The sequence below is a fragment of the Aquimarina agarilytica ZC1 genome, from assembly GCF_000255455.1.
GTDB lineage: Bacteria > Bacteroidota > Bacteroidia > Flavobacteriales > Flavobacteriaceae > Aquimarina > Aquimarina agarilytica.
The window spans coordinates 108491-132828 of the sequence record NZ_JH621250.1 but is presented as its reverse complement, the minus strand read 5'-3'; the positions used below and the strand labels follow the sequence as shown (position 1 = coordinate 132828).

19 protein-coding genes are annotated in these 24338 nt (G+C 28.9%); 10 read left to right on the top strand and 9 right to left on the bottom strand.

Annotation, left to right across the window (positions count from 1 at the left end; genetic code table 11):
* Positions 1-195: 195 nt before the first annotated feature.
* Complete coding sequence (locus KQA_RS0204360; RefSeq protein ID WP_010178472.1) at positions 196-786, top strand: Crp/Fnr family transcriptional regulator; 591 nt, start codon at positions 196-198, stop codon at positions 784-786.
* An 89-nt stretch (positions 787-875) separates the two neighbouring features.
* Entirely contained in the window at positions 876-1451 is a 576-nt protein-coding gene (locus tag KQA_RS0204355; RefSeq protein ID WP_010178471.1) for a YceI family protein, read from the top strand.
* 91 nt (positions 1452-1542) lie between these two features.
* On the opposite strand, the gene KQA_RS0204350 is transcribed toward KQA_RS0204355, so the two are convergent.
* Together KQA_RS0204350 and tsaD are read right to left on the bottom strand one after the other, a co-directional pair.
* Positions 1543-2253 carry a 16S rRNA (uracil(1498)-N(3))-methyltransferase gene (locus KQA_RS0204350; protein ID WP_010178469.1) on the bottom strand — a complete coding sequence of 237 codons (711 nt, stop codon included), beginning with the start codon at positions 2251-2253 and terminating at the stop codon, positions 1543-1545.
* A 2-nt stretch (positions 2254-2255) separates the two neighbouring features.
* Positions 2256-3278, bottom strand: coding sequence for a tRNA (adenosine(37)-N6)-threonylcarbamoyltransferase complex transferase subunit TsaD (gene tsaD, locus KQA_RS0204345; protein WP_010178467.1), 1023 nt, complete (start codon positions 3276-3278; stop codon positions 2256-2258).
* Positions 3279-3343: 65 nt separating this feature from the next.
* Between tsaD and KQA_RS0204340 the strand changes: the two genes are divergently transcribed.
* The 6 genes from KQA_RS0204340 (at position 3344) to KQA_RS0204315 (ending at position 18004) form a co-directional block, all read left to right on the top strand.
* Positions 3344-7726 carry a translocation/assembly module TamB domain-containing protein gene (locus tag KQA_RS0204340; protein ID WP_010178465.1) on the top strand — a complete coding sequence of 1461 codons (4383 nt, stop codon included), beginning with the start codon at positions 3344-3346 and terminating at the stop codon, positions 7724-7726.
* A 201-nt stretch (positions 7727-7927) separates the two neighbouring features.
* A complete protein-coding gene (pelF, locus tag KQA_RS0204335; protein ID WP_157366585.1) occupies positions 7928-9505 on the top strand; it encodes a GT4 family glycosyltransferase PelF in 1578 nt (525 codons plus the stop codon).
* A gap of 43 nt (positions 9506-9548) precedes the next feature.
* Positions 9549-11162 carry a hypothetical protein gene (locus KQA_RS0204330; RefSeq protein ID WP_010178462.1) on the top strand — a complete coding sequence of 538 codons (1614 nt, stop codon included), beginning with the start codon at positions 9549-9551 and terminating at the stop codon, positions 11160-11162.
* On the top strand, positions 11149-11958 hold the full coding sequence (locus KQA_RS0204325) for an endo alpha-1,4 polygalactosaminidase (RefSeq protein ID WP_010178461.1): 810 nt from the start codon (positions 11149-11151) through the stop codon (positions 11956-11958). Before KQA_RS0204330 ends, KQA_RS0204325 begins: the two co-directional genes overlap by 14 nt.
* A 15-nt stretch (positions 11959-11973) precedes the next feature.
* Positions 11974-13989, top strand: a complete 2016-nt coding sequence (locus KQA_RS0204320; protein ID WP_010178460.1) for a hypothetical protein — start codon at positions 11974-11976, stop codon at positions 13987-13989.
* A 70-nt stretch (positions 13990-14059) separates the two neighbouring features.
* Positions 14060-18004: a DUF2194 domain-containing protein gene (locus KQA_RS0204315; protein WP_010178459.1), complete on the top strand. Its 3945-nt coding sequence runs from the start codon at positions 14060-14062 to the stop codon at positions 18002-18004.
* Positions 18005-18023: 19 nt separating this feature from the next.
* Here the strand turns inward: KQA_RS0204315 and moaA are convergent, their stop codons facing one another.
* The 6 genes from moaA to KQA_RS0204285 all read right to left on the bottom strand — a co-directional run bounded on the left by moaA (position 18024) and on the right by KQA_RS0204285 (position 21619).
* Entirely contained in the window at positions 18024-19031 is a 1008-nt protein-coding gene (gene moaA / locus KQA_RS0204310; protein ID WP_010178457.1) for a GTP 3',8-cyclase MoaA, read from the bottom strand.
* On the bottom strand, positions 19031-19936 hold the full coding sequence (gene moaCB / locus KQA_RS0204305) for a bifunctional molybdenum cofactor biosynthesis protein MoaC/MoaB (RefSeq protein WP_010178455.1): 906 nt from the start codon (positions 19934-19936) through the stop codon (positions 19031-19033). Before moaCB ends, moaA begins: the two co-directional genes overlap by 1 nt.
* 46 nt (positions 19937-19982) lie before the next feature.
* A complete protein-coding gene (locus tag KQA_RS0204300) occupies positions 19983-20411 on the bottom strand; it encodes a molybdenum cofactor biosynthesis protein MoaE (RefSeq protein WP_010178448.1) in 429 nt (142 codons plus the stop codon).
* 79 nt (positions 20412-20490) lie between these two features.
* Positions 20491-20730 carry a MoaD/ThiS family protein gene (locus tag KQA_RS0204295; protein WP_010178446.1) on the bottom strand — a complete coding sequence of 80 codons (240 nt, stop codon included), beginning with the start codon at positions 20728-20730 and terminating at the stop codon, positions 20491-20493.
* On the bottom strand, positions 20727-21287 hold the full coding sequence (locus KQA_RS0204290) for a molybdenum cofactor guanylyltransferase (RefSeq protein ID WP_010178444.1): 561 nt from the start codon (positions 21285-21287) through the stop codon (positions 20727-20729). Before KQA_RS0204290 ends, KQA_RS0204295 begins: the two co-directional genes overlap by 4 nt.
* Complete coding sequence (locus KQA_RS0204285; protein WP_010178442.1) at positions 21287-21619, bottom strand: winged helix-turn-helix domain-containing protein; 333 nt, start codon at positions 21617-21619, stop codon at positions 21287-21289. The genes KQA_RS0204290 and KQA_RS0204285 overlap by 1 nt, the downstream gene beginning before the upstream one ends.
* Positions 21620-21878: 259 nt before the next feature.
* Here KQA_RS0204285 and KQA_RS0204280 point away from each other — a divergent pair, with 259 nt between their 5' ends.
* Together KQA_RS0204280 and KQA_RS0204275 are read left to right on the top strand one after the other, a co-directional pair.
* Positions 21879-22520 carry a T9SS type A sorting domain-containing protein gene (locus KQA_RS0204280; RefSeq protein WP_010178440.1) on the top strand — a complete coding sequence of 214 codons (642 nt, stop codon included), beginning with the start codon at positions 21879-21881 and terminating at the stop codon, positions 22518-22520.
* Positions 22521-22831: 311 nt separating this feature from the next.
* Positions 22832-23458 (top strand): T9SS type A sorting domain-containing protein, encoded by a 627-nt coding sequence (locus KQA_RS0204275; protein ID WP_010178439.1) that lies wholly within the window; start codon positions 22832-22834, stop codon positions 23456-23458.
* 644 nt (positions 23459-24102) lie between these two features.
* On the opposite strand, the gene KQA_RS0204270 is transcribed toward KQA_RS0204275, so the two are convergent.
* Complete coding sequence (locus tag KQA_RS0204270; RefSeq protein ID WP_157366584.1) at positions 24103-24288, bottom strand: hypothetical protein; 186 nt, start codon at positions 24286-24288, stop codon at positions 24103-24105.
* Positions 24289-24338 lie beyond the last annotated feature (50 nt).

Genomic DNA, 24338 nt, shown 5'->3' with positions numbered 1-24338 from the left:
TTGTTGGGAGTATTGAACACTCAGTAAAATCTAGTATTTTCTTAATTGTAGCATAACATTGGATTACTATATTAAAGTTAAAAAGAGCAGTTACATAATTGATTTAACAAAGCTTTAGATACGGGATTGTTTTAATTGTACAATCTGGGTTTATATATATTCATTAATTTGGCTATAAATTGTATTATAAAAAAAATGAAAGAAGAAGCACTATTAAAGGCTATTAATAAATACGTCCAATTGACTAAAAAGGAGAATGAATTTCTACTTTCAAAAATTAATACAAGAAAGTATTCAAAAGGGAAATACTTAGTAGTGCAAGGTGATGTATGTAATTATACTAGTTTTATAATTTCAGGTTGTACAAAAACATTTCATACAGACAAAAAGGGGAATGAACATATTGTATTATTTGCTGAAGCCAATTGGTGGTGTTCCGATTTAGGAAGTTTTATATCCAAAAGTCCAGCAGATTATAATATTCAATGCATTGAGGCTACAGAGGTGTTTGAATTTTCATATGCTATTCGCGAAGAATTATGTGAAAAAATTCCAAAACTAGACAGATTCTTTAGAAAAATATTAGAAAAAGCTTTAGTAACATCTCAAAAAAGAATTGTTCGTAATTTGAGTTTAAGTGCCAAAGAAAGGTACTTGCTTTTTTGTAAAGAATACCCAACTATCGAACAACGTGTTTCACAATATATGGTAGCATCCTACTTAGGTATAACTAAGGAGTTTTTAAGTAAATTAAAGAAAGAGCTTATTTACAAAAATGAAGGTTAAATTAAATTTATCTTTTTTTTGTAAACTAGTTTATTTTTTTGAGTCTAACAAAAAGTAATATTTGCACATATAATATAAAAACACAAATTATGAAAAATGTGATTAAAAAATTGAGTTTAGCCTTAATGGCTGTTTTTGCATTGTCATTTACAAGTATTGAGGGCGAAAAAAAGGAAATAAACACTAAGGAAAGTAAGGTAGAGTGGAAAGGTTATAAAGTAACAGGTTTTCATGAAGGGACCATTGCTGTAAAATCTGGAGCTTTAGAGTTTGATGGTGAAAAATTAGTAGGAGGTTCGTTTGTAATTGATATGACAAGTTTAGTATCAACTGATTTGGAAGGAGAATATAAAGGCAAGTTAGAGGGACATTTAAAGTCAGATGATTTTTTTGGTGTTGAAAAATTTGCTACATCTACATTGACTTTTAAAACAGTTACGCCAAAAGGCAAAAACAGCTATGAAGTTGTTGGGGACCTAACGGTAAAAGGTATAACTAAACCAGTAACTTTTGATTTTTCTGTTTATGGTAGTAAAGCTACTGCTTCACTAAAAATTGATAGAACAAAATATAACGTAAAATATGGATCAGCTAGCTTTTTTGATGGTCTTAAGGATAAAGCTATTTATGATGAATTTGATATTCTAGTAGATTTAAAGTTTTAAAAATTAAATCATTGTATTGATTTAAATTAGTGTAGAAAAAGCCATTATAACGTGATTGTTATAGTGGCTTTGTATTTTTTACAAATTGATATTATTCTAAACTATAGACAATACTATGAGTGGCTACAATAGCAGCGGTTTCGGTTCGCAATCTAGTATTTCCTAAAGTGATGGGTTGGTAATTGTTGGTTAATGCTAAATCAATTTCTTTTGTAGAAAAATCACCCTCCGGGCCTATGAGTAATGTGAAGTTTAGACTTTCGGTATTAGATAATATTTGTTTTAAACTAGTACGTTTAGTTTCTTCACAATGAGCAATTAAGCAAGTTTCATTTTTATGATTTGTTATAAAATCCTTTAATGTCGTTGCATTGTTTAGTTTAGGAATGTGGTATCGTAATGATTGTTTGGTTGCACTTTGAATAATTTTTTGAAAGCGTTCAAATTTTATAGCTTTTCGTTCACTATGATCGCAAATAATAGGGGTAATTTCTTGAATGCCTATTTCTGTAGCTTTTTCTAAAAACCATTCATACCGATCATTCATTTTTGTAGGAGCTACGGCTAAATGAATGTGATGTTTTTCTTTATCTTGGTATTCAGTTTCAGTAATACTTGCAATACATTTATTTATTCCAGCTAATGTAATTTTGGCTTTAAACAAATAACCTTTTCCATTAGTAATAAACAAATCATCATCCAGTGTTTTGCGGAGCACTTTTATAATATGTCTACTCTCTTCTTTTGAAAATTGGATTTCAGTATCTTGAGAAGATATAGTTGAGTTGAAAAATAACTGCATACTTAAAATTTAGTTCTTGCGGAAGCAGTAATGCTTAAATCAGCATATTCCTTTTTTAGATATTTAAAATAACCAACGATACCAATCATAGCTGCATTATCAGTAGTATATTCAAATTTTGGAATGTGTACTTGCCAGTTATACTTTTTTTCTGCGCTAAGCAACATATTACGAATGCCAGAATTAGCCGAAACACCACCGCCAATAGCAATAGTTGTAATACCTGTTTGTTTTACAGCTTTTTTTACTTTATCTAAAATAATTTCAGTTAAGCTGTATTGAATTGAAGCGCAAATGTCGTACAGATTCTCTTGAACAAAATTAGGGTTTTCCTTGGTTTGTTTTTGAACAAAATAAAGCACGGCTGTTTTAAAACCACTAAAACTAAAATTTAAATCAGCTACTCTAGGTTTGGAAAAAACAAAGGCTTTTGGATTTCCTAATTGGGCATATTTATCAATTAATGGGCCTCCAGGATAAGGTAGGCCTAAAGTTTTGGCACTTTTATCAAAAGCCTCTCCTATAGCATCATCAATGGTTTGTCCAATAACTTCCATTTCAAAATGATCGGTAATTTTAACTATTTGTGTATGTCCACCACTAATTGTAATTCCTAAAAACGGAAATGTAGGTTTTTGTATACTGGCACCATCAATAAAATGAGCTAATAAATGACCTTGCATATGATCGACATCCAATAAAGGAATATTTAAGGACATGGCTAAGGATTTAGCAAAGGAGACACCAACGAGTAAAGATCCCATTAATCCTGGTCCTTTTGTAAACGCTATTCCATGGAGTTGTTCTTTTGTAATTCCAGCTTTTTTAAGGGCTTGATCAACCACTGGAACAATATGTTGTTGATGTGCTCTGGATGCTAACTCGGGAACAACACCTCCGTATTCTTCATGTATTTTTTGGGTTGCAACAACATTGGCTAAAACCACGTCATTTTTAAGTATGGCAGCAGCTGTGTCATCACAACTGGACTCTATAGCTAGTATATAAACATTTTGTGTATCCATTAAGAGGAAAAGGGCATAGAAATTGTTAATATTGTTCTAAAATTACACCACAAAGTTAAAATTAATTGTTAATCAAAAAACTTACCAACATACTGTTTCGCACCTTAGCAGTTATTTTGCTATTATTTGTGGTGTTGGTTGTCTTGTTTTCATTTCCCAAAGTACAAACATGGGCTGCTAAAAAAGTAACCACCTCTGTAAATGAAAAATACAATACAGACATTAAAATTAAGGGAATTGGTATTGGTTACACAGGAAATATTGAATTAAAAGAGCTTTTTGTTAAAGATCATCATCAGGATACATTAATTAGTGTTGGGCAATTTGAAACATCTATCGTTAATTTTTCGGATCTTATAAAAGGAAATGGTAAGTTAACTAATGCTTTTTTAGAAGATGTTCATGTAAAAATGCAATATTATGAGGAAGATTCAATGGATAATTTTAGAGTTTTTCTGAAAAAATTTGCCACAGGAAAAAAAATAGCTAAACCATTTTTATTACAAACAAATACAGTTACCATTAAAAATGGTAAGTATGAGTATTATTCAGAGCGATTAAAAGATGAGCCTATTGTTTTTGTAAAGGATATCAATTTTAATGGGAGTAATTTATTGGTCAATGGTACCAATGTAAGTTTAGAATCTGAACAACTTTCATTTACCTATAATAATGCCATAAATGTAAGTAATTTATCTACTTTAATGGAGCTTTCTACTGGAGTAATGAGTTTTAAAAATGTACAGCTACAGTCTGATAAAAAATCTGACGTTAAGGGGGATGTGTTGTTTACTTATAACACAGGTGATATGGAAGATTTTAATAGCCGAGTAAAGGTAAAGGCCTCGGTGGTTAAAAGTAAAGTGTCAACTACAGATTTAAGATTTTTTTATAATGAATTTGGGAGAAATAGGTTTATTACCGTTACATCGGAATTTGAAGGAACATTAAATGATTTTAAGTTAAATCAATTACATTTAAGAGGATTAAAAGAATCCATTATTGTTGGAAATTTACATTTGAGAAATTCGATGTCTAAAAATCTGATTGAAGATTTTAAAATGTCGGGAAATCTGAAAGAATTGACGAGTTCCAAAAAAGATTTAAGTGATTTATTGCCGAATATATTAGGGACTAGATTACCAAAACAGTTAGATGCCTTAGGTAAAGTTACTATTGATGGGGCAATAAAAGTAACTCCGAAAAGTGTTGATCTAAATGGAGGAGTTGAAAATAAATTGGGTAAAGCCAATGTTGTACTTTTAATGGATCAATTACTCACACCATCAAAATCAACATATCAAGGGAATTTAAATGTGTCTAATTTTGATTTAGGAACTTATTTAGATAATAAAAATTTTGGAATAACATCATTTAATTTAGATGTGAATGGGAAAGGTTTCTTTCTTAAAAATCTAGATACTAGTCTTGAAGGAACATTTTCTAAATTAGAATATAAAGGCTATAGCTATACGGATATTGCAGTTATTGGAGAGTTAAAGGATCCGCTTTTTGATGGTAAAATCATAGCAAATGACCCGAATCTTCAATTAATATTTAATGGTTTAGTGAATATAAATGAAGCACAAAATGACTATGATTTTTCGGCCAATGTAACTAAAATAGATTTTAATACTTTAAATCTATTTAAAAGAGATAGTTTATCATTTTTTAGTGGAAATGTAGTGGCAAAATTAAAAGGAACCACTATTGATAATGCTTTTGGGACTATTTCATTTAGGGATACTTATTATAAAAACCAGAATGATGCCTATAAGTTTAAGGATTTTAAAGTAACTTCTTCATTTGATAATGAAAATATAAGGACTATTACTATGAATAGTCCCGATATAGTTCAAGGAAAAATAAAAGGAAAGTTTAAGTTTAAAAATATTAAACGATTATTTAGAAATTCACTGATTAGTTTATATAATAAAGCACCTAATAAATTTATTGCAGAACCAGAATTTATAGCTTTTGATTTTAAAATATATAATAAAATTGTAGATGTATTTTTTCCTGATGTTAGTTTAGCACCAAATACTTTTATTAAAGGAAATGTGTCAAGTGATGTTTCAGAATTTAAACTAGATTTTAAGTCGCCCAAAATAACAGCTTTAAAAAATAGTATTGAACAATTCAATTTTGAAGTAGATAATTCCAATCCATTATATAATGCTTATATAACTGTGGATAGATTAAATAGTAAGCGTTACCCAATTACAGATTTTAGTTTATTGAATGTAAGTCTTAATGATACACTTTATGTAAGGTCTGCTTTTAAAGGAGGAAAAAAGGCTAAGGATGTTTTTGATTTTAATTTATTTCATACTATAAATAATGTTGAAAAATCGGTTGTTGGAATTCAAAAATCCTATTTAAATTTCAAAGGAAATACTTGGAATATGAATTATAAAGATGATAAAAGTCATTTAATAACTTTTGATCATGATTTTAATGAAATAAAAGTAGATTCTATAGAGGTAGTTCACAAAAACGAACGTATTGATTTTTCGGGTATTGTAAAAGATTCTACGTATAAAGATTTTAAAATAAAGTTTTCGGAAGTAGATTTAGCTAAAATTACTCCAAGTGTGGATAGTTTGTCATATAAAGGTACAGTAAATGGAAATCTATCGATTTTACAAAAGGATGGTGCTTATTATCCAGAATCTAATGTGACTATTTCTAATTTTATATTAAATGAAATTCCTTTAGGTGAATTTGTGTTGAGTGTTGTAGGAAATATCGATTTGACTAAATATGTGATTAACTCAAGGCTTAAGCAGAATGAAGCTTTTCCGTTATCGCTTAAAGGAGGAATTGATGTTTCTGGTGTAAAACCTTTAATAGATTTAGATGTTGATTTTAAAAAATTTAGATTGGAACCATTTAGTCCATTAGGAGGAATTGTATTATCTAATTTGCGAGGAAATGTTAATGGTAGAGCAAAAATTACTGGGAATTATAAAAATCCAGATATAAATGGCGCACTTTTTTTAAAAGATGGAGGACTTAGTTTTCAATACTTGAATGTAGATTTTGGTATTGAGCAAGATTCAAAAATAAGTTTGACAAAACAAGAAATTAGATTTGATAATATGGTACTTACCGATACGCAATTTGGAACAAAGGGGTATTTAAATGGGGCAATTTCACATAGTAAATTCAAGGATTGGAATCTAGATTTAAAAGTAAATAGTGATCGTTTGTTAGCATTAAATACCAATGAATCGGATAATGATTTGTATTACGGTACAGCTTTTATAAATGGTAATGCGACTATTACTGGGAAAACAGATAAATTATTAATTGCAGTCGAAGCAGCGAGTGAACCCGGAACTAAATTTAAAATCCCAATTAGTGATGCAGAATCTGTAGGAGATAATTCATTTATTCATTTTGTGACACCCGATGAGAAAAAAGCACGTAATCTTGGTGAAAAAGTATATTTTGAGGATGTTAAAGGTTTAGAACTTCAATTTGATTTGGATTTAAATAAAAATGCCGAAGTCGAAGTAGTGGTAGACAAAGAATCGGGAAGTACATTAAAAGGTTCAGGTGCAGGTACGTTATTAATTGAAATTAACACCAATGGGAAGTTTAACATGTGGGGGGATTTTGTAGCTTATCAAGGTACATATGATTTTAAATATGGAGGCTTATTATCCAAACGATTTGATGTGCAAACTGGAGGTAGTATAAGTTGGGACGGAAGCCCTACTGCAGCTAAATTAAATTTATCGGCGGTATATAAAACAAATGCGAATCCTGCTATTTTGCTAGAGAATTCATTTGTAAATAGAAAAATACCAGTCGAAGTAATTACCACTTTACAAGGCGAGTTGTTAAAGCCAGATTTAAGTTTTGATATCGAATTCCCGCAAACAAGTTCCATTGTTAGGAGTGAGTTGGATTATGTGTTGTCCGATAGAGTTACAAAAGAACGTCAAGCATTGTCATTAGTAACTCAAGGTAGTTTTTATAGTGATGCGTTAATCGAAGGAAATTCCATAGTGACAGATAATTTAGTAGAACATGCGTCTAGTTTAGTGAGTAGTATATTTTCAAGTGATGACGACAAACTAGATTTTGGTTTTGATTATGTTACTGGGGATAGGACAAATCCTGATCAAGAAATTTCAGATCGTTTTGGGGTATCGGTAACTACTCAAATTAGTAATCGTATTTTGATAAATGGTAAAGTCGGGGTGCCTATTGGGGGGGTAAATGAATCTGTAGTTGTAGGTGATGTGCGAATTGATTTTCTTTTAAATAAAGACGGTACATTAAGAGCTACAATTTTTAATAAGCAAAACGATATTCAACAATTAATTGGGGAAACAGAAGGATACACCCAAGGTGTAGGGCTTTCGTACTCTTACGATTTTGATACATTTAAAGAATTACTTCGTAAAGTTTTTGTGAATGAAAACAAAAAGAAGTAAAATAAAAAGTAATAAAAGGATTTTTATTTCTAAATAACTCTGTATCTGATTCTTTAAAAAAATCTTCATTAATTTATTTAAAAGGTAAAAAGATAGTTTAGCAAAACTATTTTGTCTGATATTTATGCTTTTCATCTATTTTGTTAATGTAATACCTGTTTCAAAGCTTGATTAGAACACGTTAGTTTCGATTTTTGGATTATGAAATTCAAAATACCAACAATAGTGAAAAGTCATTTTGAGAAAAAGAAAGAGGTACTATTAATAATGGAAGGGACTTATCCATATAATACTGGAGGGGTATCGACTTGGGCACATTCTTTATGCCAAAAATTAGACGATTTTGATTTTACATTATATTCTATTAATGGAAATTTTGAAACAAAATTAAAATATAATTTGAGTGATAATGTGAAAAATATTATTCAAGTTCCATTATGGTCGCTAGAGGAACCACAATCATACATACATTATGGTAAAGAGTATTATAAAGTGGTTAGGAAAAAAGAACAAACGAGTGACATTGTTGTTGCTGAAAAATTTGTTCCCATTTTTAAAAGACTTGTTGTTAGTGTTTTAAATGAGACCTATAAAATTTCAGATATTGATGCTATTTTTAAAGATATGTGGCAATTTTTTCAACAGTACGATTATGAAACCACAATGAAGAATAAATATATATGGCAAGTATTTAAAGATGTCATACACGATTTTTCAATAAAACAAAAAACAGTACATATATCTTTGCAAGATATAACCATAGGAATGAGATGGTTTTTTCATTTTTTACTTCCTATATCGATAGATATACCTAAAAAAGATATTTCACATATAACACTATCTGGTTTTCCAGTAATACCAGCACTTATTTTAAATTATAAATATAATACCCCCATTGTTGTTACGGAACATGGAGTTTACATAAGAGAACGCTTAATAGCCATTAGTGCTTCTGATTATTCCTATTTTTTGAAGGACTTATTAATAAAATTTTCAGAATGTATAACAAGGTTAGTTTACTACAAAGCTGATAAAATTTTATCGGTAAATAAATTCAACAAAACATGGGAAGTAATGTATGGTGCTGATCCAGCAAAAATTGAAGTTATTTATAATGGTATCGATCATAATGAGTTTAAGCCTAGACCGAAACCAAAACACTTACAAAATGTACCTACAGTAGTTGCAGCTGCTAGAATATTTGAGCTAAAGGATATTATAACAATGATTAAATCATGTGCGGTAGTAAAAAGAGAAATTTCAAATGTAAAATATATTATATACGGAAATAAAGATGCAGTTCCAGAATATACTGAAAAATGCGAGGCTTTAATTATTGAAATGGGATTACAAGACAATTTTGTTTTGGCAGGCTTTCATGATCAGCCACATTTAATTTATTCCGAAGGTGATATTTCAATTCTAACATCAATTTCTGAAGGTTTTCCATATACTGTTATAGAATCTATGAGCTGTGGTGTACCTGTAGTTTCGACAGATGTAGGTGGAGTTACAGAAGCTATAGATGAATCAACAGGTTTTGTGTGTAAACCTAAGGATCATGAGGATATTGGTGAAAAAGTAATAAAGCTTTTAAAGGATGAAAAATTAAGGAACTTAATGGGGGAAAACTCAAGAAAAAAAGTACTCGAAAATTTTACAATAAAAACTTTTACTGATGCCTATGCTCATGTTTATAAATCCATGACAACCAAAAAAGATATTAGAATTGTAGGTAGACCCCAAAATAGAGAAGTGAAAAATCATTCATTAACATAAACTTTTCAACTTATTGTTTTCTAACACTACATTACAAAAATAGATGCCCTCTAATAATAAACAAGATAGTAATTGCCAAAAGCTTTATTTGGATATTAAGAATAAAATAGGGAAACCTGTAAATGTTAAAGTTGTAAGAGCTACCATTGAATCATTTGGGATTAGAAATATAGATACTAGTAGTGATTTTGGTTTTGGATCAATTGAAAGCCTTGCAAAAGATATTTATATCAAGCTAAATATTACAGAAATTGATAAAAACAATACCAATAATGAAACACTTGATAAAAGCATAGCCGTTTCTGGATATCAATGGGTAAATGCTAAATTGTTTATAAAGCATTATCCTTTGGGGTTATTTCATTTGATTCCAATTTTTTTGCAAATAGCATCAATTATAATATTTAGATACTCTTTATGGACTTATTTAGGTTTTAATAAAATACAATCCACAGCAGTGGTTTTGGGAGTTATTTTAGGATTAATTATAACAGGAGGTTTTGTTCAAGTCATTGGTAGGCAGGCTTCTTATCATTGGTATCAAAAGGACTTTGATTTAACAAAAAAAGTAAGCTTAGATATTATAAAATTAGGGATATATGCTATTGTAGGAATTTTTCTTATTATTTGTTTAATAAACTTTTTAGTTTACTTATATCCGTTTGAATTTATCTTAACTGTATTTGTTTATTCATTATTAATAGGAGCTTTATTACTTGTACTAGCTCCCATGCACACAATAAAAAAACGTGGTGTAATATCAGTAGCTATAATTTTAGGAACATTTGTAGCTATTTTGTTAAAAATAAAAACTGATATACATATTTACTTTACACATTGGATAGGTATAAGTTTAGCTATTGTTATAGCTGTGGGGTATTTTAAGTATTATTTTAATAATAAAACAACTGAATCTAAAAAGGAAGTAGCATTAAGAAGCCCAAGAATTTCATCAATAATTTATAAAAATTATCAATACTTTACCTATGGGGTTTTATTGTATGCATTTGTTTTTTTAGATAGAATATTAGCATGGTCATCTAGTAATAATAGTAATGGACCACTTCCATATATTTTATATTATGATAAAGATTATGAGATAGGAATGGATATAGCGATTCTTTCATTTTTTCTATTAGCCGGGGTTTTAGAATATAGTATAGTGGCATTTAGTAAATTTTTGGATGTAGGTCAAAAAGAAATTTCTTTTGAAAACCATCAAAAATACAATCAAAAAATTTATAAAATGTACCGTAAACATATTGGATTATTACTCTTTACAAGTTTATTTATTGGTGCTTTAATTTATAATATAGTGGTTAAAGATTGGGGATATCAATCTCAGTTTGGCGAAGCCTTATCAAATACCAGTAAAGTAGTTTGTTGTATTGGAGCCATATCATATACTTTATTTTCTATAGGTTTATTAAATACATTATATCTATTTACTTTAAATAGACCAAGCAAATCGTTAAATGCATTAGCATGGGCCTTTTTAGTCAACCTTATTATTGGTTTATTATTAAGTAGAAATGTATCATATGAATACAGTGTATTAGGCATGTTTAGTGGAGCCTTCTTATTTATGATTCTAACGACAAAAGAAAATATTAAGTTTTTTAAAAAATTAGATTACTACTACTATGCGTCCTATTAATTTAATGTTTTTTATTATGGTAATTTTTAATACAAATTATACATTTTCTAATTCCCTTGTTAAGAATAAGGATTTTATGATTTGTTATGGAAAATTAAATCCAAAAGAAGTTAAAGACTATAATTATGTAATATTAGAAGCTCAACACTATACCCATGAGGATATTACTATTTTTAAAAATAACAATAAATCTATTTTAGCTTATATAAGTTTAGGAGAAGCCCATCCATCAGTTCCATATTACAACGAAATATTGCCAAATACTTTTGGTAAAAATGAAATTTGGGGAGGAAATTACTTGAATTTACAAAAAGAAGAAACCCAAAAGATTCTTATAAAAGCCATGGGTAATTTGTTTGATATGGGTTTTGAAGGGGTGTTTTTAGATAACATAGATAATTTTACAATATATGGACCAATGAAAGATCAAGCAGATGATCTAATTAATTTTTTGAAAAGAATAAAACAAGAGTTTCCTTCTTCTTTTTTAATGCAAAATGCGGGCTTATCATTATTAAAAGACACATCTATTTATATAAATAGTTTGTTAATAGAATCTGTTGCTACAGCTTATGATTTTGAAAAAAAGAAATATAAGCTTAGATCAAAAAAGGATTTTATTTACAGAAAAGAGGAATTGGAAAGAACAACATTACAAACCAATATTCCAATACTGATTATTGAATATGTAGATTCAAAAAAGCTTTGTAGAAAAGTAAAAAAGCGAATTAAAAATAAAGGCTGGAGTTATTTTTTTGCAAAAATAGATCTTCAAACATTATCTAATTATAACTAAATAAAGTACCTCTATATGTTAGATAATTATTCAATCCTAATAGGACCTTTAAGGTTGATGTTAATTTTTATTTTCTTGTATTTTTTAAACAAATATGTTATTAAGTACAGCATACAAAAAGATAGTATTAATTTTTTAGTTACTAGGTGGGTAAAATATGCGAGTTTATCAATAATTATAGTTTTTTTACTTGTTCAAATTAATGCTTATGATATTTTTTCATTATTATTAATTTTTATTTGTTCATTAGTATATAAATTCACAGGTTATGATGGAAATTCAAAATTTATAGAACATTTACAAAGAGAAAAATTATCATTATTATTATTTGGGCTTAAAAAAATTGAAAAAAAGTCAAGTATTCTTATTAAATATAAAAATAAGAGTCAATTACATAAAAAACTTACTTTATTGTTAATTATACTAGTAGCTATGCTGGCCTTTATAGTGCGGGTGTATTTTTATAATTATGATTTATATACATTTTCTCCATTTTGGTTCAAAGATCTAACGATTTTAAATAATTTAAATCATCAGCAATGGATTTCTACAGGAAATGTGATGATTGGAGAATATGCTTTAATTAGTCTATTCGCAAAATTAACAGGAATCAATCCAGAAATGGCTATTCAATCTTTTTCAATTATTGAATCAAGTTTGATATGTGTTGTACTTTATTGGTTTACTTATGTTTTATCAAAATCTAGATATGTAGCACCTCTAATAAGCTCATTATCTTTCGCATTATTGTATTTTTTACTTCCTATTAATATAAATTTTATTACTCAGCATAGTCAAATGCTGCTAGCACTTATGTTATTAATGCCATGCATGATTTTCATATTAATACCAGAACGCTTTGTATTTGATAAGAAAAAGTATTTTAAATATCATGTGATTTTTATTGGTGCGATTTTTTTAACTAATTTATTTACAGCATTAATTTTATTTCCTTTATTTCTAGTTATTGCATTCTTTTTTCATAGGAGAAGGAATTATAAATATTTAAAAAAAGCAATTAAAGCTTATTTTTTAGCCTTTACTATAGTTGGTGTTTATTATATAATTGGAGGATATATTTTAGACTTTAATTTTAAAGAGTTTTTATATGCGAACTTAATTTCAATAAGTACAGTTAAGTTTACACCACAACTTATAATACCTTATAAAAATTTAGTTATAATTCATTTACTATTAAGTGTATTAAGTAGTGTAATAATTTTATTAAAGGTAAAGTATAGAAAAAGTTATAATAGACCATTATTTATTTTTTTATCCTTTTTTAATGTATTAGTTTTTGTTGAATATTTAGTAAAAAGTTTTGATGTATGGTTTATTGATGAGGACTTAATTATGCAATCAATGACGATCTTCATGAGTATTTCATTAGGAGTTAATAGTGTCATTATTTTTAATCTTCTTAAAGTGATTCATAAAATAGAATCAAGAAAAATTCCTGCAGCAATAGTTAGTAGTATAATTTTAACGCTATTTGTTTCTGCTTTTTGTTTGGGTCATCAAAAAGTGAATTTATATAAGGTGAATACAAATATAGGCTCGCAAAAAATGCTCTTAGCATATTATAAAATTTCTCAAACTTTTTTACCCTTTTCTTATGCTGTAATTAATGAAAATAAGTTTCAATCAATAAGTACGGATAAACACTTTTTTATAAATTATAAAGATTTTGTTAATAGCTATGAAGCGAAAGATTCTATATATTTTAAACATATTAACGATAAAGAATACCTGAAAGAGAATCCACAAATTATTTTACCCGCAAGTATTTTAGTCTTTATAAAAGAAGCACAAAAAGAAAAAGAGGAAACAAAAGAAAAAGAGGGGCATCACCACCATCACCATACAGAAGAGGATTCACATTCGACGTCAAATTCAGAAGTAATAAGCTTGTTAAATAAATTGAAAAAAAAAGGAAGAAAAGTAACTCCCTTTTTTAACGGTGGAAAAACTAAAATATTTGAGATAGTTAATAATCCTAAATCAAGTAAAATCAAAGATCTCATATTTTAATATGTCAAAGAAGATAACCAATTTTGATTTGTCATTACTAGAGAAACTTTTTCTGTTAGTAATAACTTTAATGATAAATTCTTGCCAAAAAATTATTGAAGAAACCTACATTGATGAAAAAGAGGTTTCGTTAGTTGAAAAAATACCACAAATACAATTTATAAATGATCATGAGATAGCAGAAAGCATTAGTTATGTAAAACATTTTCAGAAAATTTGTGATTATACAAAGTTTTCTTTTTTGGAAACAAGTATTCAAGATTGGAATAAAAAGCATTTTATTCCAAGTAGTGTTAAAGTACTTATTGTAAGAGATACCAGGAATATAAAAACTAGAACAATTAATACTATTGTTGAATTTGTTTCCAATGGAGGTTCATTAGTATTGTTAAGTAATATAGAAGATAAAAGATTCGCCTATTTTATGGGTTTAAAGCCCGATGCAAGCTTAGTTATAGATAATACAGCTACGGGGATACATTTTCAAAAGGCAGTATTACCTAATTTAAAAGGCAATAAAAGTGCTTTAAAAACAATTCATTTTGGTTTAGCAAGAAATAATTTTGTTAAAGATATAAATGTGCTGGCGACATCTGTATCTAATACAGAATTCCCAGTATTATTAGAGCATAAAATAGATAATGGTAATGTAATTTTATATAACAGTACAAATGCTTTAACAAAAAGAGATAGAGGTTTACTTTTTTCAATGATAATTAAAGGATTGGAGGGCAGACCATATCCAATAGTTAATGTGAGTACTATTTTTATCGATGATTTTCCTTCTCCCTTATATGATTCTGAAAATGAACCAATAAAAAGTGAAATGGGTATTTCCAATCGTGATTTTGTGACCAAAGTTTGGTGGCAAGATATGTTAGCTTTATCCAAAGAATTTAATATTGATTATACGGCATTAGTTGCTTTCGAATATTCGGATAATACATTACCTCCTTTTGCTTTTGAACAGTGGGATTTAAATAGCCAAAAGGGAGATGTTTTAGGGAGTAATTGGATGGCAGAAGAAGTATTAAATCAAGGACATGAATTAGGCTTGCATGGTTATAATCATGTCTCATTACTTTTAAATGATTGGAAAAATGCTAATTATATGGGGATGTCCTTAGTGGCAGCCAAAAAAAAATGGAAAATTTCTCAATTAGGAAAATTGCCAGTAAGTTATGTGCCACCATCAAATTATATTGATAGTGTAGGGTTAAATAAATTAGTAAAAATAATTCCTAGTATTAAATACATGTGCAGTCTATATTTAGGGAATTATGCCGAAGGCAACGAAAGAGAGTATGATACAGATAAATTAAATAAACATTTGTTTGATTATCCAAGGATTTCAAGTGGCTATGTTATTGAAAATGAAAAAGATTATGATATACACTCTTTATACCTATATACAGGTATCTGGTCTCATTTTGTTCATCCCGATGATGTGTACCAAATAAAATCAGAAAAAAATACGTCAAGGGGTCATTTTGAATACAGAAATAAGCATAATTTATTTTGGAGAAAATCGATCAATGATAAAGAAGGAATGTTTACTACTTTTAGAAATTATTTAAAAGAATTTCAAGGAGTATATCCTTTGAATAGATATTTAAATGCCGAAAATGCATCAGTAAGTGTACAAAAGTGGAGAAAAGCTCATTATTTCTATAGAGAAGAAGGAGATAAATATATAGTTGAAAAGTTAGAGATTAAAGATGCTGCAAGAGAACATTTTTGGTTTATGTATGTAAGTGATGCTAATAGTTATAAAATGGATTTATCCTTAACAAAGGAAGGAATTGAATTTTATAAAACAGAATATTTGGATGGATATTTATATTCCTTAAAAACAAATAAAAAAAGTATAACTGTTTTTGACTTGGAGTCTAGCGAAAAATCAAAAGTTAATACATCAACAAAAGAGTATACTGCTTTTTATAAAAGAAGAGCAGAAATTCTAGCTATTGATTATATGATTCAAGAATATATACAAGAAGATAATTTAGAGGCGGCTATTTTGAATTTAGAGAATAGAATGAAATCAAATCCAATTATAAGGCCAGAAGTTTGGAATGCTTATATAAAGCTAAATAGTTGGGAAGAAATAGAGATTGATATATGGGATTTATTGGATAAACATTTTATTAAATATCCATATCCAGAAAATTTAATTTATGCAAAAGAGCTAAGTTATGTTATTGGATATAAAAATGTAGCGGCTTCAAAAAAATGGCTTGGAAGGGAAATTAAATTATTTCCTAATGCTGTTGAACCCATTAAGAAATACATAAAAACTTTTTCATCTGAGAAAAATAAAGAAGAAATAATAGGTTTGTTAGAAAAACTAATAACGTTAGAACCTAATAAAGAAAATCACGAACAATATATTCAACATTTATTATGGTATATGCCTACTAAAATTACTAGTAAATTAAATAAAATCAAGCCTTGTGTTGTAGGAACAATAGATAAATCAAGTGATATAGCATGGATTTATGCTCAAAATAAAAACTATAAAAAGGCTTTAAACTGGGCGGATTGTGATGATGAAATAACAGAAGAGACACGAATAGACTGGATAATAAAAGCTAAAGATTTTAAATTACTAAAACGTAAAAATTATGCTAGATATATTCAATATCTATTAAATAATGATCCTGTTACACTAGAAGAAGAGTTAAGTGAAATTACTATTTGTAAAAAAGAAGAATTAACTAATTTAACCGATGAAATAACCTGGTTTTATGCTGGCAAAAAAGATTACAGTAAAGCCTTGGAATGGGCTAAATGTAGTGATCAAATTGAAATAGATTCTATTTTATACTGGTATTATGAACTAAAAGATTATCATGGATTAAAAGAAGCGTATAAATCATACATAGAAAAACATCCTGATGATTACAAGATAAAAATTGTAATGGTAAATTATTTACATGCAATGGGGGAGTTTAAATCATCATGGGTTTTAGCGAATTCACTACCCAATAATGACGGTAAAGAAATTCCAAGAAAAATGTTAAATAATGATGTTTTGTATGAAGAAAGAAATTTACAAAAAGAATTAATAAGAGATTATTCGGCTCTTTTTTACCCAGAAACAAAAAAGGAATTAATAAAAAGAATACGAATAGCTGAAGGAAATATTTTAACAGTAAATTCAAATATTGAGACAAACAATGATGTAATTAGTTTTTTTTCTAAAAGAGCAGGCTATACTTTTTATGATAAAAAGAAAAACAATCATTCAATATTTGCAACACATACAAATATTTACAAAATAGAAATTCCTTTTGATAGTTCAGATAATATTGATCGAAATTTAGTAGGAGCACAGTATGAATATTACAATAAAGCAAAATTTAAAAAATATAGATATAAATTAAGGGGAGGGGCAGAATTAGATAAATCAGCAAATTTATTTTATAACTTAGGTGGTACTTTGCATACCGTAAATATTAAAAACTTTTTTGGAGCAGAATTAGATATTTATCCAGTTAGAACCGGACCAGGTTATAGTAAAAATATATATAGGTCTCAACTTAATTTATACAAGGAACACTATTTAAAAAGTAGGTTTCAAAATATAGTTTCGTTAGAAATAAATTATTATACAGATAATGAAATCCAAGGAGTGGTAGTAAATAGAACAACATTATTACCTTTAAATAAAGAGATGAAGCATACTTTTTACCCTTTTATTGAAGGAGCTTTTTCAAAGGCTTCGGTCGACAGAGGTGCAGGATATCCTTATTGGACAATTGATCAAAGGTTGAATGGAGGTTTTGGGCTTGCATACAAATTAGGGAAAGAAAAGAGTAGATTTAAATTACGAGTTGATGGCACTTTGTTTATAGATGATTTTTCAGGTCTTTTTACAAGGTTTACTGGTAAAACCTCTTATGATTTAACAGATTACACTATTCTTACAAGTAATTTTGAAATTTTTAATGATGATGATTTCTTTTCAAATGTATTTCAAGTAGGTTTAAAGTATTATTTCCCTTATAAATAGTTCTAAAAAAGAAATAATATTAGCCACCAATAGCAATCATACTTCGGTTATTTGAATGTAGTTTTGGGTCTTCCAATTTAGCCATAGTATCCATGCCACCTCTATATTTATGTTTTCCTAGCATGGCTAGTTTTATTTTGGGTGTAATATCCAAACCATTTCTAAAATCGGTTAGTAGTTCGCTTTCGCTAGCAGAAAATAAACAGTTTTTAAGTTTGCCATCAGCCGTTAAACGAATTCGGTTACAAGAGTCACAAAAAGGATTGGTTACGGAACTTATAATGGCAAAATCACCTCTAAATCCATGAATTTTGAAGTTGCGTGAAGTGTCATTGGGAGCATCCGTAACTCGGATAACTTGATTTGTGTAAAAGTGAGTTTTTAGCTTTTCTAAAATTTCAGTTTGTTTCACTAGTTTTTCAGTATTCCATTCATTCCCATCAAAGGGCATAAATTCAATAAATCGAATCTTTAAATTTTCAAAACGCGTTAATTCAACAAAATTGATGATTTCATTATCGTTAATCCCTTTCATTAAAACTACATTCAATTTCACTTGATTAACAATAGTCTGTAACTTTTTAATCGTATTCCATACCGTTTCAAAATAATTACGACGCGTAATTTGTTGATTTTTTTCAGCGTTAAGTGAGTCGATGCTTATGGTAATATTTGTAATTCCCAATTCGCGTAAGAGTGGGAGGAAGCGTTCTAATAAAATACCGTTAGTAGTGATGGCTATTTCAACATTAAGTGTAGCCAATTTTCGAATCACTTCTTCAAAATCTTTTCGAACTAAAGGTTCACCACCAGTGAGTCTAATTTTTGATACTCCATGAGTAACAAATAGTTTGGTAATTTCAAAAACTTCATTAGCAGTCATTAAATGTGCTCTAGGAGCTAATGGAATTCCTGCAGCTGGCATACAATAGGTACAACGTAAATTACACTTCTCCGTAAGGGAAATACGTAAATAGGTATGTTTTCGATTAAAATTGTCGGTTAATATGTTTGATGCAGTATTCATTAATGCTGAGCTCCTTTTAAAATTTTAAACGCATGTAGAGCAGCAGGGAAAATAGCATCCATAGATTCTTTAGCACCATTTGTAGAACCGGGTAATGCTAAAACAATGGTATTTCCAATTACACCTGCTAAACTTCGTGATAGCATGGCATATGGCATTCTATTTTGGCCATAACTACGAATAGCCTCCTCAACACCTGGAATACGTTGTTCAATTAATGGGGCTAAGGCTTCTGGAGTTACATCTCGGGGTGATAAACCCGTACCACCAGTAAAAATGATGAGTTGGTTTCCTGCTTTTTGAAGTGATTTAGTTTTTTCTTGTATTTGATCAAATTCATCGGGAATAATGGTGTATTCGCTAACGGAAACATCACAGCTTTCAAGTTTATTAATAATTGCTTTTCCTGCTCGATCTTCTTTATGACCAGCACTTATACTATCGGAACATACGATTACAGCGGCTTTGATATCTATACCTGAATCTTTATATGATGATTTCCCTCCCTTTTTATGTAATAGTTTAATATTTTCTATTTCAATATTTTTATCTATAGGTTTTAGCATATCGTACATAGTGATAGCTACAACAGAGGCTGCATGCATGGCTTCAACTTCAACACCAGTTTTGTATAAGGTTTTAATGGTAACCTTAATATGAATTAGTAGATTTTCAATAACATACTCTACGCTAGTAAACTCAATAGGTAAGGGGTGGCAATCAGGAATCATATCACTAGTGCGTTTTGCAGCAAAAAGTCCAGCGGTTTTGGCCATTTCAAATACATCTCCTTTGGGGATTTGTTTTGTTAGAATAGCTTCTATCGTTTTAGTGTTTCCTACTTTTACAGAGGCTTGTGCAACTGCGGTACGTAGTGTGTTATTTTTATGCGTTATATCTACCATTATTGTTTTAAGTTGTCAGTTGGAATTTTATTAAAAAGTAGTCGACTTAGTTGTTTACTTTCCAAACATGGGTTTCGTCTTCGAATACTTCTTTACCAAATATGGGGGCTTCTTTTTTAATACGTTCTACTAAATATTCAATAGCTTCAAAAACAACCTTTCTATGCGGAGCAGATACAAAAACAAACAAGCATATTTCGCCAACTCCAACTTTTCCAATACTGTGATAAATGTGGGAGCAGGTTAATTCAAATTTTTCAAAAGCGGCTTCTCTGATTTCATGAAATTTTTTATTCGCCATTTCTTCATAAGCAGAATATTCAATAGCAGTGACTTGCTTATCTTCAATTTGGTCAGCACGTACTTGACCTAAAAAAATATTATGGGCACCAATGCTTGTTTTGGATTGGTGTTTATGTATGGAATTTCCAATAAATTCTGAAGTTATTGGGCCTTGCCTAAATACGTTTTTCATTTTTAATTTTTTTTATGCTAATTATGAATTTTAATTCAAAAAAGTAGTTTTTTAACTACCAACTACCAACTACCAAAGATTACCCTCCAGAAAAAGGAGGAAGAATAGCAATTTCACTAGCTGTAGTTAGTATTTGGTTATCACTAGCTAATTTTTGGTCAACAGCTATTTGATAACTTAATTTTTCTAATACATTATGTTTATCTACCAAAATTTTTTTTATTTCTTTTACGGAAGTAGTATTGTTAAATACTAATTTTTCTTGGGAGCATTGAATAGCCTCAGCTACTAAACCAAAATATAGGATGTTTATAGTCATAAGGATAGCTCTTTTAATTGTTTTGGAGTGTTAATATTAGCCGTTTGATAAGCTAAATTTTCGGGGATTTCAACAAAATTAATGTGCAACTCCTTTAGTACATTCATTAATTTTAGTTGTTCATTTATTAGGTGTCGTTCAAAAACAGGTAAGCTATTTTTATTATAAATAGCAATCAGTGGCATTTGTTTTCCATTACAAGTAATCACGGTACCATCATAGTCAGCTTTATGTTGATTGAGTAACCAGTTAATTAAATCCTTTTTAATTAAAGGAAGATCACAACTTAAAATAATATTGGTATCCGTTACAGTATTTTTTAACGCAGTTATTATTCCAGAAACAGGACCTTTATTATTAATAATATCCGGAATACATCCGGTATTCAAATTCGTATGCTTAGGATTAGAGCTTACCAATACAATGCTACTTTCTAAATAATCAACAGCTTTAATTATTCGAGATAGAAAAGTTTCTCCTTTATATATAGACAGTGCTTTATCGGTCATCATTCGAGTACTTTTTCCTCCACATAATATATAAATAGTACTATCCATTAGTCTTTAAATAGTTCACTTTGCGAATTCATAAATTCCCAGCAATTCTTTTTTAAAATGTCAAATTGCTTAATTTTAAATTTGCCATAATCAGTAACAAGTGTACCGCCTCCGCCATTACCTCCTGTAGATTTAGTTACAAAAGGTTTTATTGAGGATTTATTGATAGCATCAATTAGATTCCAAGCTTTTTTATAAGACATATTTAATGACTTTGCAGCTTTAGATAATGAACCTTCGGTTTCAATAGCTTTTAAAAGTTGAATACGACCTTCTCCTAAAAAAATGCCCTTTTCTCCTTCTAACCAAATACGGCTTTTAATTTGATACATTTTAAATTCGTTATGTATGCAAAGATACAACGATTGATCAAAATACTATTTATTAGTTTGTAAATAAATTTGGACATGTATTTAATCTAAAAACAATAAAATTAAGTAAGAAAATTCAAGCGAACTAATATCGTTTTCGTAGATTAATCAACGTTTAAGAGAGATTTTGGTATTTTTTTTAAAATAGATGTGTGATATTTGGAATTAAATACTATATTTATCGAACAATTAATTTAAATAACATTAAAATTTAACTAAAATGAAAAAAATTACATTTTTATTTGCAGTATTTGCAGGTCTAGTTGCTTTTGCGCAACAAAGCATATCTATAGCTTCAATTAATGGTCAATCATATGGTGATTTTGCAACAGCTACAAGTACAACACTACAAGTTGGAACAGATTATGTTTTTGTTATTGATTACACAGATCAGGAAGTGGTGGATAATGATATTCAGGTGAAGATTATAGTAGATGATGCATCATTTGCTGATACGGAAAATATAGTTATTCAACCTATAACAACGGCATCTGGTCAAGTAACATTGACATTAACACCAACAGAAGTAGTTCCTGCAGCTACTATACAAATAAGATTGAAGCAAACTACAAACTTTGGTACAGAAACGCCTGAAAACTTATTTTTCTTTGGTTGGGAAGTTGAGGCTGCTCCTTTATCGGTAAATGATTTCTCAAAAGACAACATCTCAGCTGCAATAAGTCAAAAAGATGGTATAGTGACAATAGCTAACAGTGTTGAGACCGAAGATTATAAATTATATGACATGTCTGGTGCTTTGGTAATTGAAAAAGAAGCTGATGGAATCCTTGACATTAATGGATTACCAAACGGAGTATATATCTTATCTACTGACGCTGGATTAACTAAAATAGGGAAGTAGTAAAGTAATTTAATTTTAACTTTGATATTCTTGTACGAAGTAAAAGTTTAAATTTTTTAGAACAAAAGCGAAATAATCGAAAGATTGTTTCGCTTTTTTAATTCTTATTTTAAGTGAAATTCTTACATGTAAAATCAATTTTATATCGTTTAAAAGTTGTTATTATACGATTAAATAACTTAATAAAACTATATTTTTTGTTAAGTAACTGTAAATTAAAAATTTATAAATATTAAAATTTTGTTACAAGTTTTATTTGTAGAAGTATTTTGCCTACATTTATTATAAATTAAAACATTAAAATATTTATCATGAAAAAAATTACATTATTATTAGCAACTATGATTACATCTGTTGCTTTTTCTCAAACTTTAACATTAAATAGCTTAAAAAATTCTGAAGGAGTTGAAACAACAACTTTTTTGCCAGGTGATGTAGTAACAATTGATGTTACTTGGGCGGGAGTTGTTGCACCAGATACATTTAGGACAATACAAACTGGGATAGCCGGTGAATCTCCTTTTTTCTACGATCAAGATGCTGATGCAAACACTGGGCCTTCTGGGATGGCTAATGAGGTTTATACGTATACGATTCCTGCTGGTGTTGCAGATGGTGATACTTTTTTGGAATTGATTTTTCAAGTTAATACAGCAGCGGGAACAACTTTTCCTGCAAATGCAAATACGGCAGTAACAATTGATTCTACTTTATCATCTGACAGTTTTACACAAGACAATATTTCGGCATCAATCAGTCAGTCTGAAGGAGTTATTAATATTGGAAGTGATATTGAAACTACATCATATAAATTATATGATTTAAGTGGGGCTAAAGTAATTGATCAAGCAGCTAATGGTTCAATAAACGTTTCTGGTTTATCTAGCGGAGTTTATATTTTAGCTACGGATGCAGGTTTAACTAAAGTTGCGTTTTAGTGATTTATATACATTAACGTATAAAAAAGAGACTGTCTAAAAGTAATTTTAGATGGTCTTTTTTATTTTGCCTATGTAAAAGTGTGGAGATTGGAGTTAGTTTCAATCTTATCTTAGTCAGGTTAACATTTAAGTCTTTTAAAGATAAATAACCTTAATCACTCAATAGTGCAACTATTTAATTGAAATTTTTTTCAAATGACCTATAAGTTGCTTGCCTCAAAATCATTATTTATATGATGGCCTATAGCAATTAGAGTGCAAAGTCATGTTAGTAGCTGTTTTCCTGTATGGATAGCTCAATTTTAGAAAAAAAAGATTATAAAATAAATATATACAATTACTTGTTTAATTATCAGTGGATAATAACTATAGTTAGGAAGGCTAATACAACATACTTGTGTAGGTCTTGTCTTGTGTGTATTTATTGATATCTAAATGATCAATAAATTGTATTAAAAATACGGATTGAATGATTCTTGGTGACTAACTCATCATAATTGGAGGGTAAAAGACTTAATGGATCTTGCTTGTAAGTCTTAAAAATAACATGTGGGTCATGCCTAAAGTTAAAAACTAAAAGGATTTTAATCCAAAAGAGACTGTCTGAAAAGACAGTCTCTTTTTCTGTTCAGGGGGGGTATCTATCTTTTTACTTTTTTTAATAGCAAGGCTGTGATTGACGTAGATTTGTTCAGTTCTTTAATACAAGATAACTCTTCTCTAAAGTTATTTGATTTATCGCTATCCATTTCTAAAACAATAAACGATTGTATAATAGCTGTAAATAAAAAAATAGCTATTAATTTTAGGGGGAATCCTTTTTTCATATCATCAAGAATTAACATCAACATTATAAATGTAAGAATTTTTATTGTTT

What these genes read in the sequence shown, in the direction of transcription:
- KQA_RS0204360 (WP_010178472.1), top strand. Translation starts at nt 196, where the DNA reads ATGAAAGAAGAAGCACTATTAAAGGCTATTAATAAATACGTCCAATTG.
- KQA_RS0204355 (WP_010178471.1), top strand. Translation starts at nt 876, where the DNA reads ATGAAAAATGTGATTAAAAAATTGAGTTTAGCCTTAATGGCTGTTTTT.
- KQA_RS0204350 (WP_010178469.1), bottom strand. Translation starts at nt 2,253, where the DNA reads ATGCAGTTATTTTTCAACTCAACTATATCTTCTCAAGATACTGAAATC.
- tsaD (WP_010178467.1), bottom strand. Translation starts at nt 3,278, where the DNA reads ATGGATACACAAAATGTTTATATACTAGCTATAGAGTCCAGTTGTGAT.
- pelF (WP_157366585.1), top strand. Translation starts at nt 7,928, where the DNA reads ATGAAATTCAAAATACCAACAATAGTGAAAAGTCATTTTGAGAAAAAG.
- KQA_RS0204330 (WP_010178462.1), top strand. Translation starts at nt 9,549, where the DNA reads ATGCCCTCTAATAATAAACAAGATAGTAATTGCCAAAAGCTTTATTTG.
- KQA_RS0204325 (WP_010178461.1), top strand. Translation starts at nt 11,149, where the DNA reads ATGCGTCCTATTAATTTAATGTTTTTTATTATGGTAATTTTTAATACA.
- KQA_RS0204320 (WP_010178460.1), top strand. Translation starts at nt 11,974, where the DNA reads ATGTTAGATAATTATTCAATCCTAATAGGACCTTTAAGGTTGATGTTA.
- KQA_RS0204315 (WP_010178459.1), top strand. Translation starts at nt 14,060, where the DNA reads ATGATAAATTCTTGCCAAAAAATTATTGAAGAAACCTACATTGATGAA.
- moaA (WP_010178457.1), bottom strand. Translation starts at nt 19,031, where the DNA reads ATGAATACTGCATCAAACATATTAACCGACAATTTTAATCGAAAACAT.
- moaCB (WP_010178455.1), bottom strand. Translation starts at nt 19,936, where the DNA reads ATGGTAGATATAACGCATAAAAATAACACACTACGTACCGCAGTTGCA.
- KQA_RS0204300 (WP_010178448.1), bottom strand. Translation starts at nt 20,411, where the DNA reads ATGAAAAACGTATTTAGGCAAGGCCCAATAACTTCAGAATTTATTGGA.
- KQA_RS0204295 (WP_010178446.1), bottom strand. Translation starts at nt 20,730, where the DNA reads ATGACTATAAACATCCTATATTTTGGTTTAGTAGCTGAGGCTATTCAA.
- KQA_RS0204290 (WP_010178444.1), bottom strand. Translation starts at nt 21,287, where the DNA reads ATGGATAGTACTATTTATATATTATGTGGAGGAAAAAGTACTCGAATG.
- KQA_RS0204285 (WP_010178442.1), bottom strand. Translation starts at nt 21,619, where the DNA reads ATGTATCAAATTAAAAGCCGTATTTGGTTAGAAGGAGAAAAGGGCATT.
- KQA_RS0204280 (WP_010178440.1), top strand. Translation starts at nt 21,879, where the DNA reads ATGAAAAAAATTACATTTTTATTTGCAGTATTTGCAGGTCTAGTTGCT.
- KQA_RS0204275 (WP_010178439.1), top strand. Translation starts at nt 22,832, where the DNA reads ATGAAAAAAATTACATTATTATTAGCAACTATGATTACATCTGTTGCT.
- KQA_RS0204270 (WP_157366584.1), bottom strand. Translation starts at nt 24,288, where the DNA reads ATGAAAAAAGGATTCCCCCTAAAATTAATAGCTATTTTTTTATTTACA.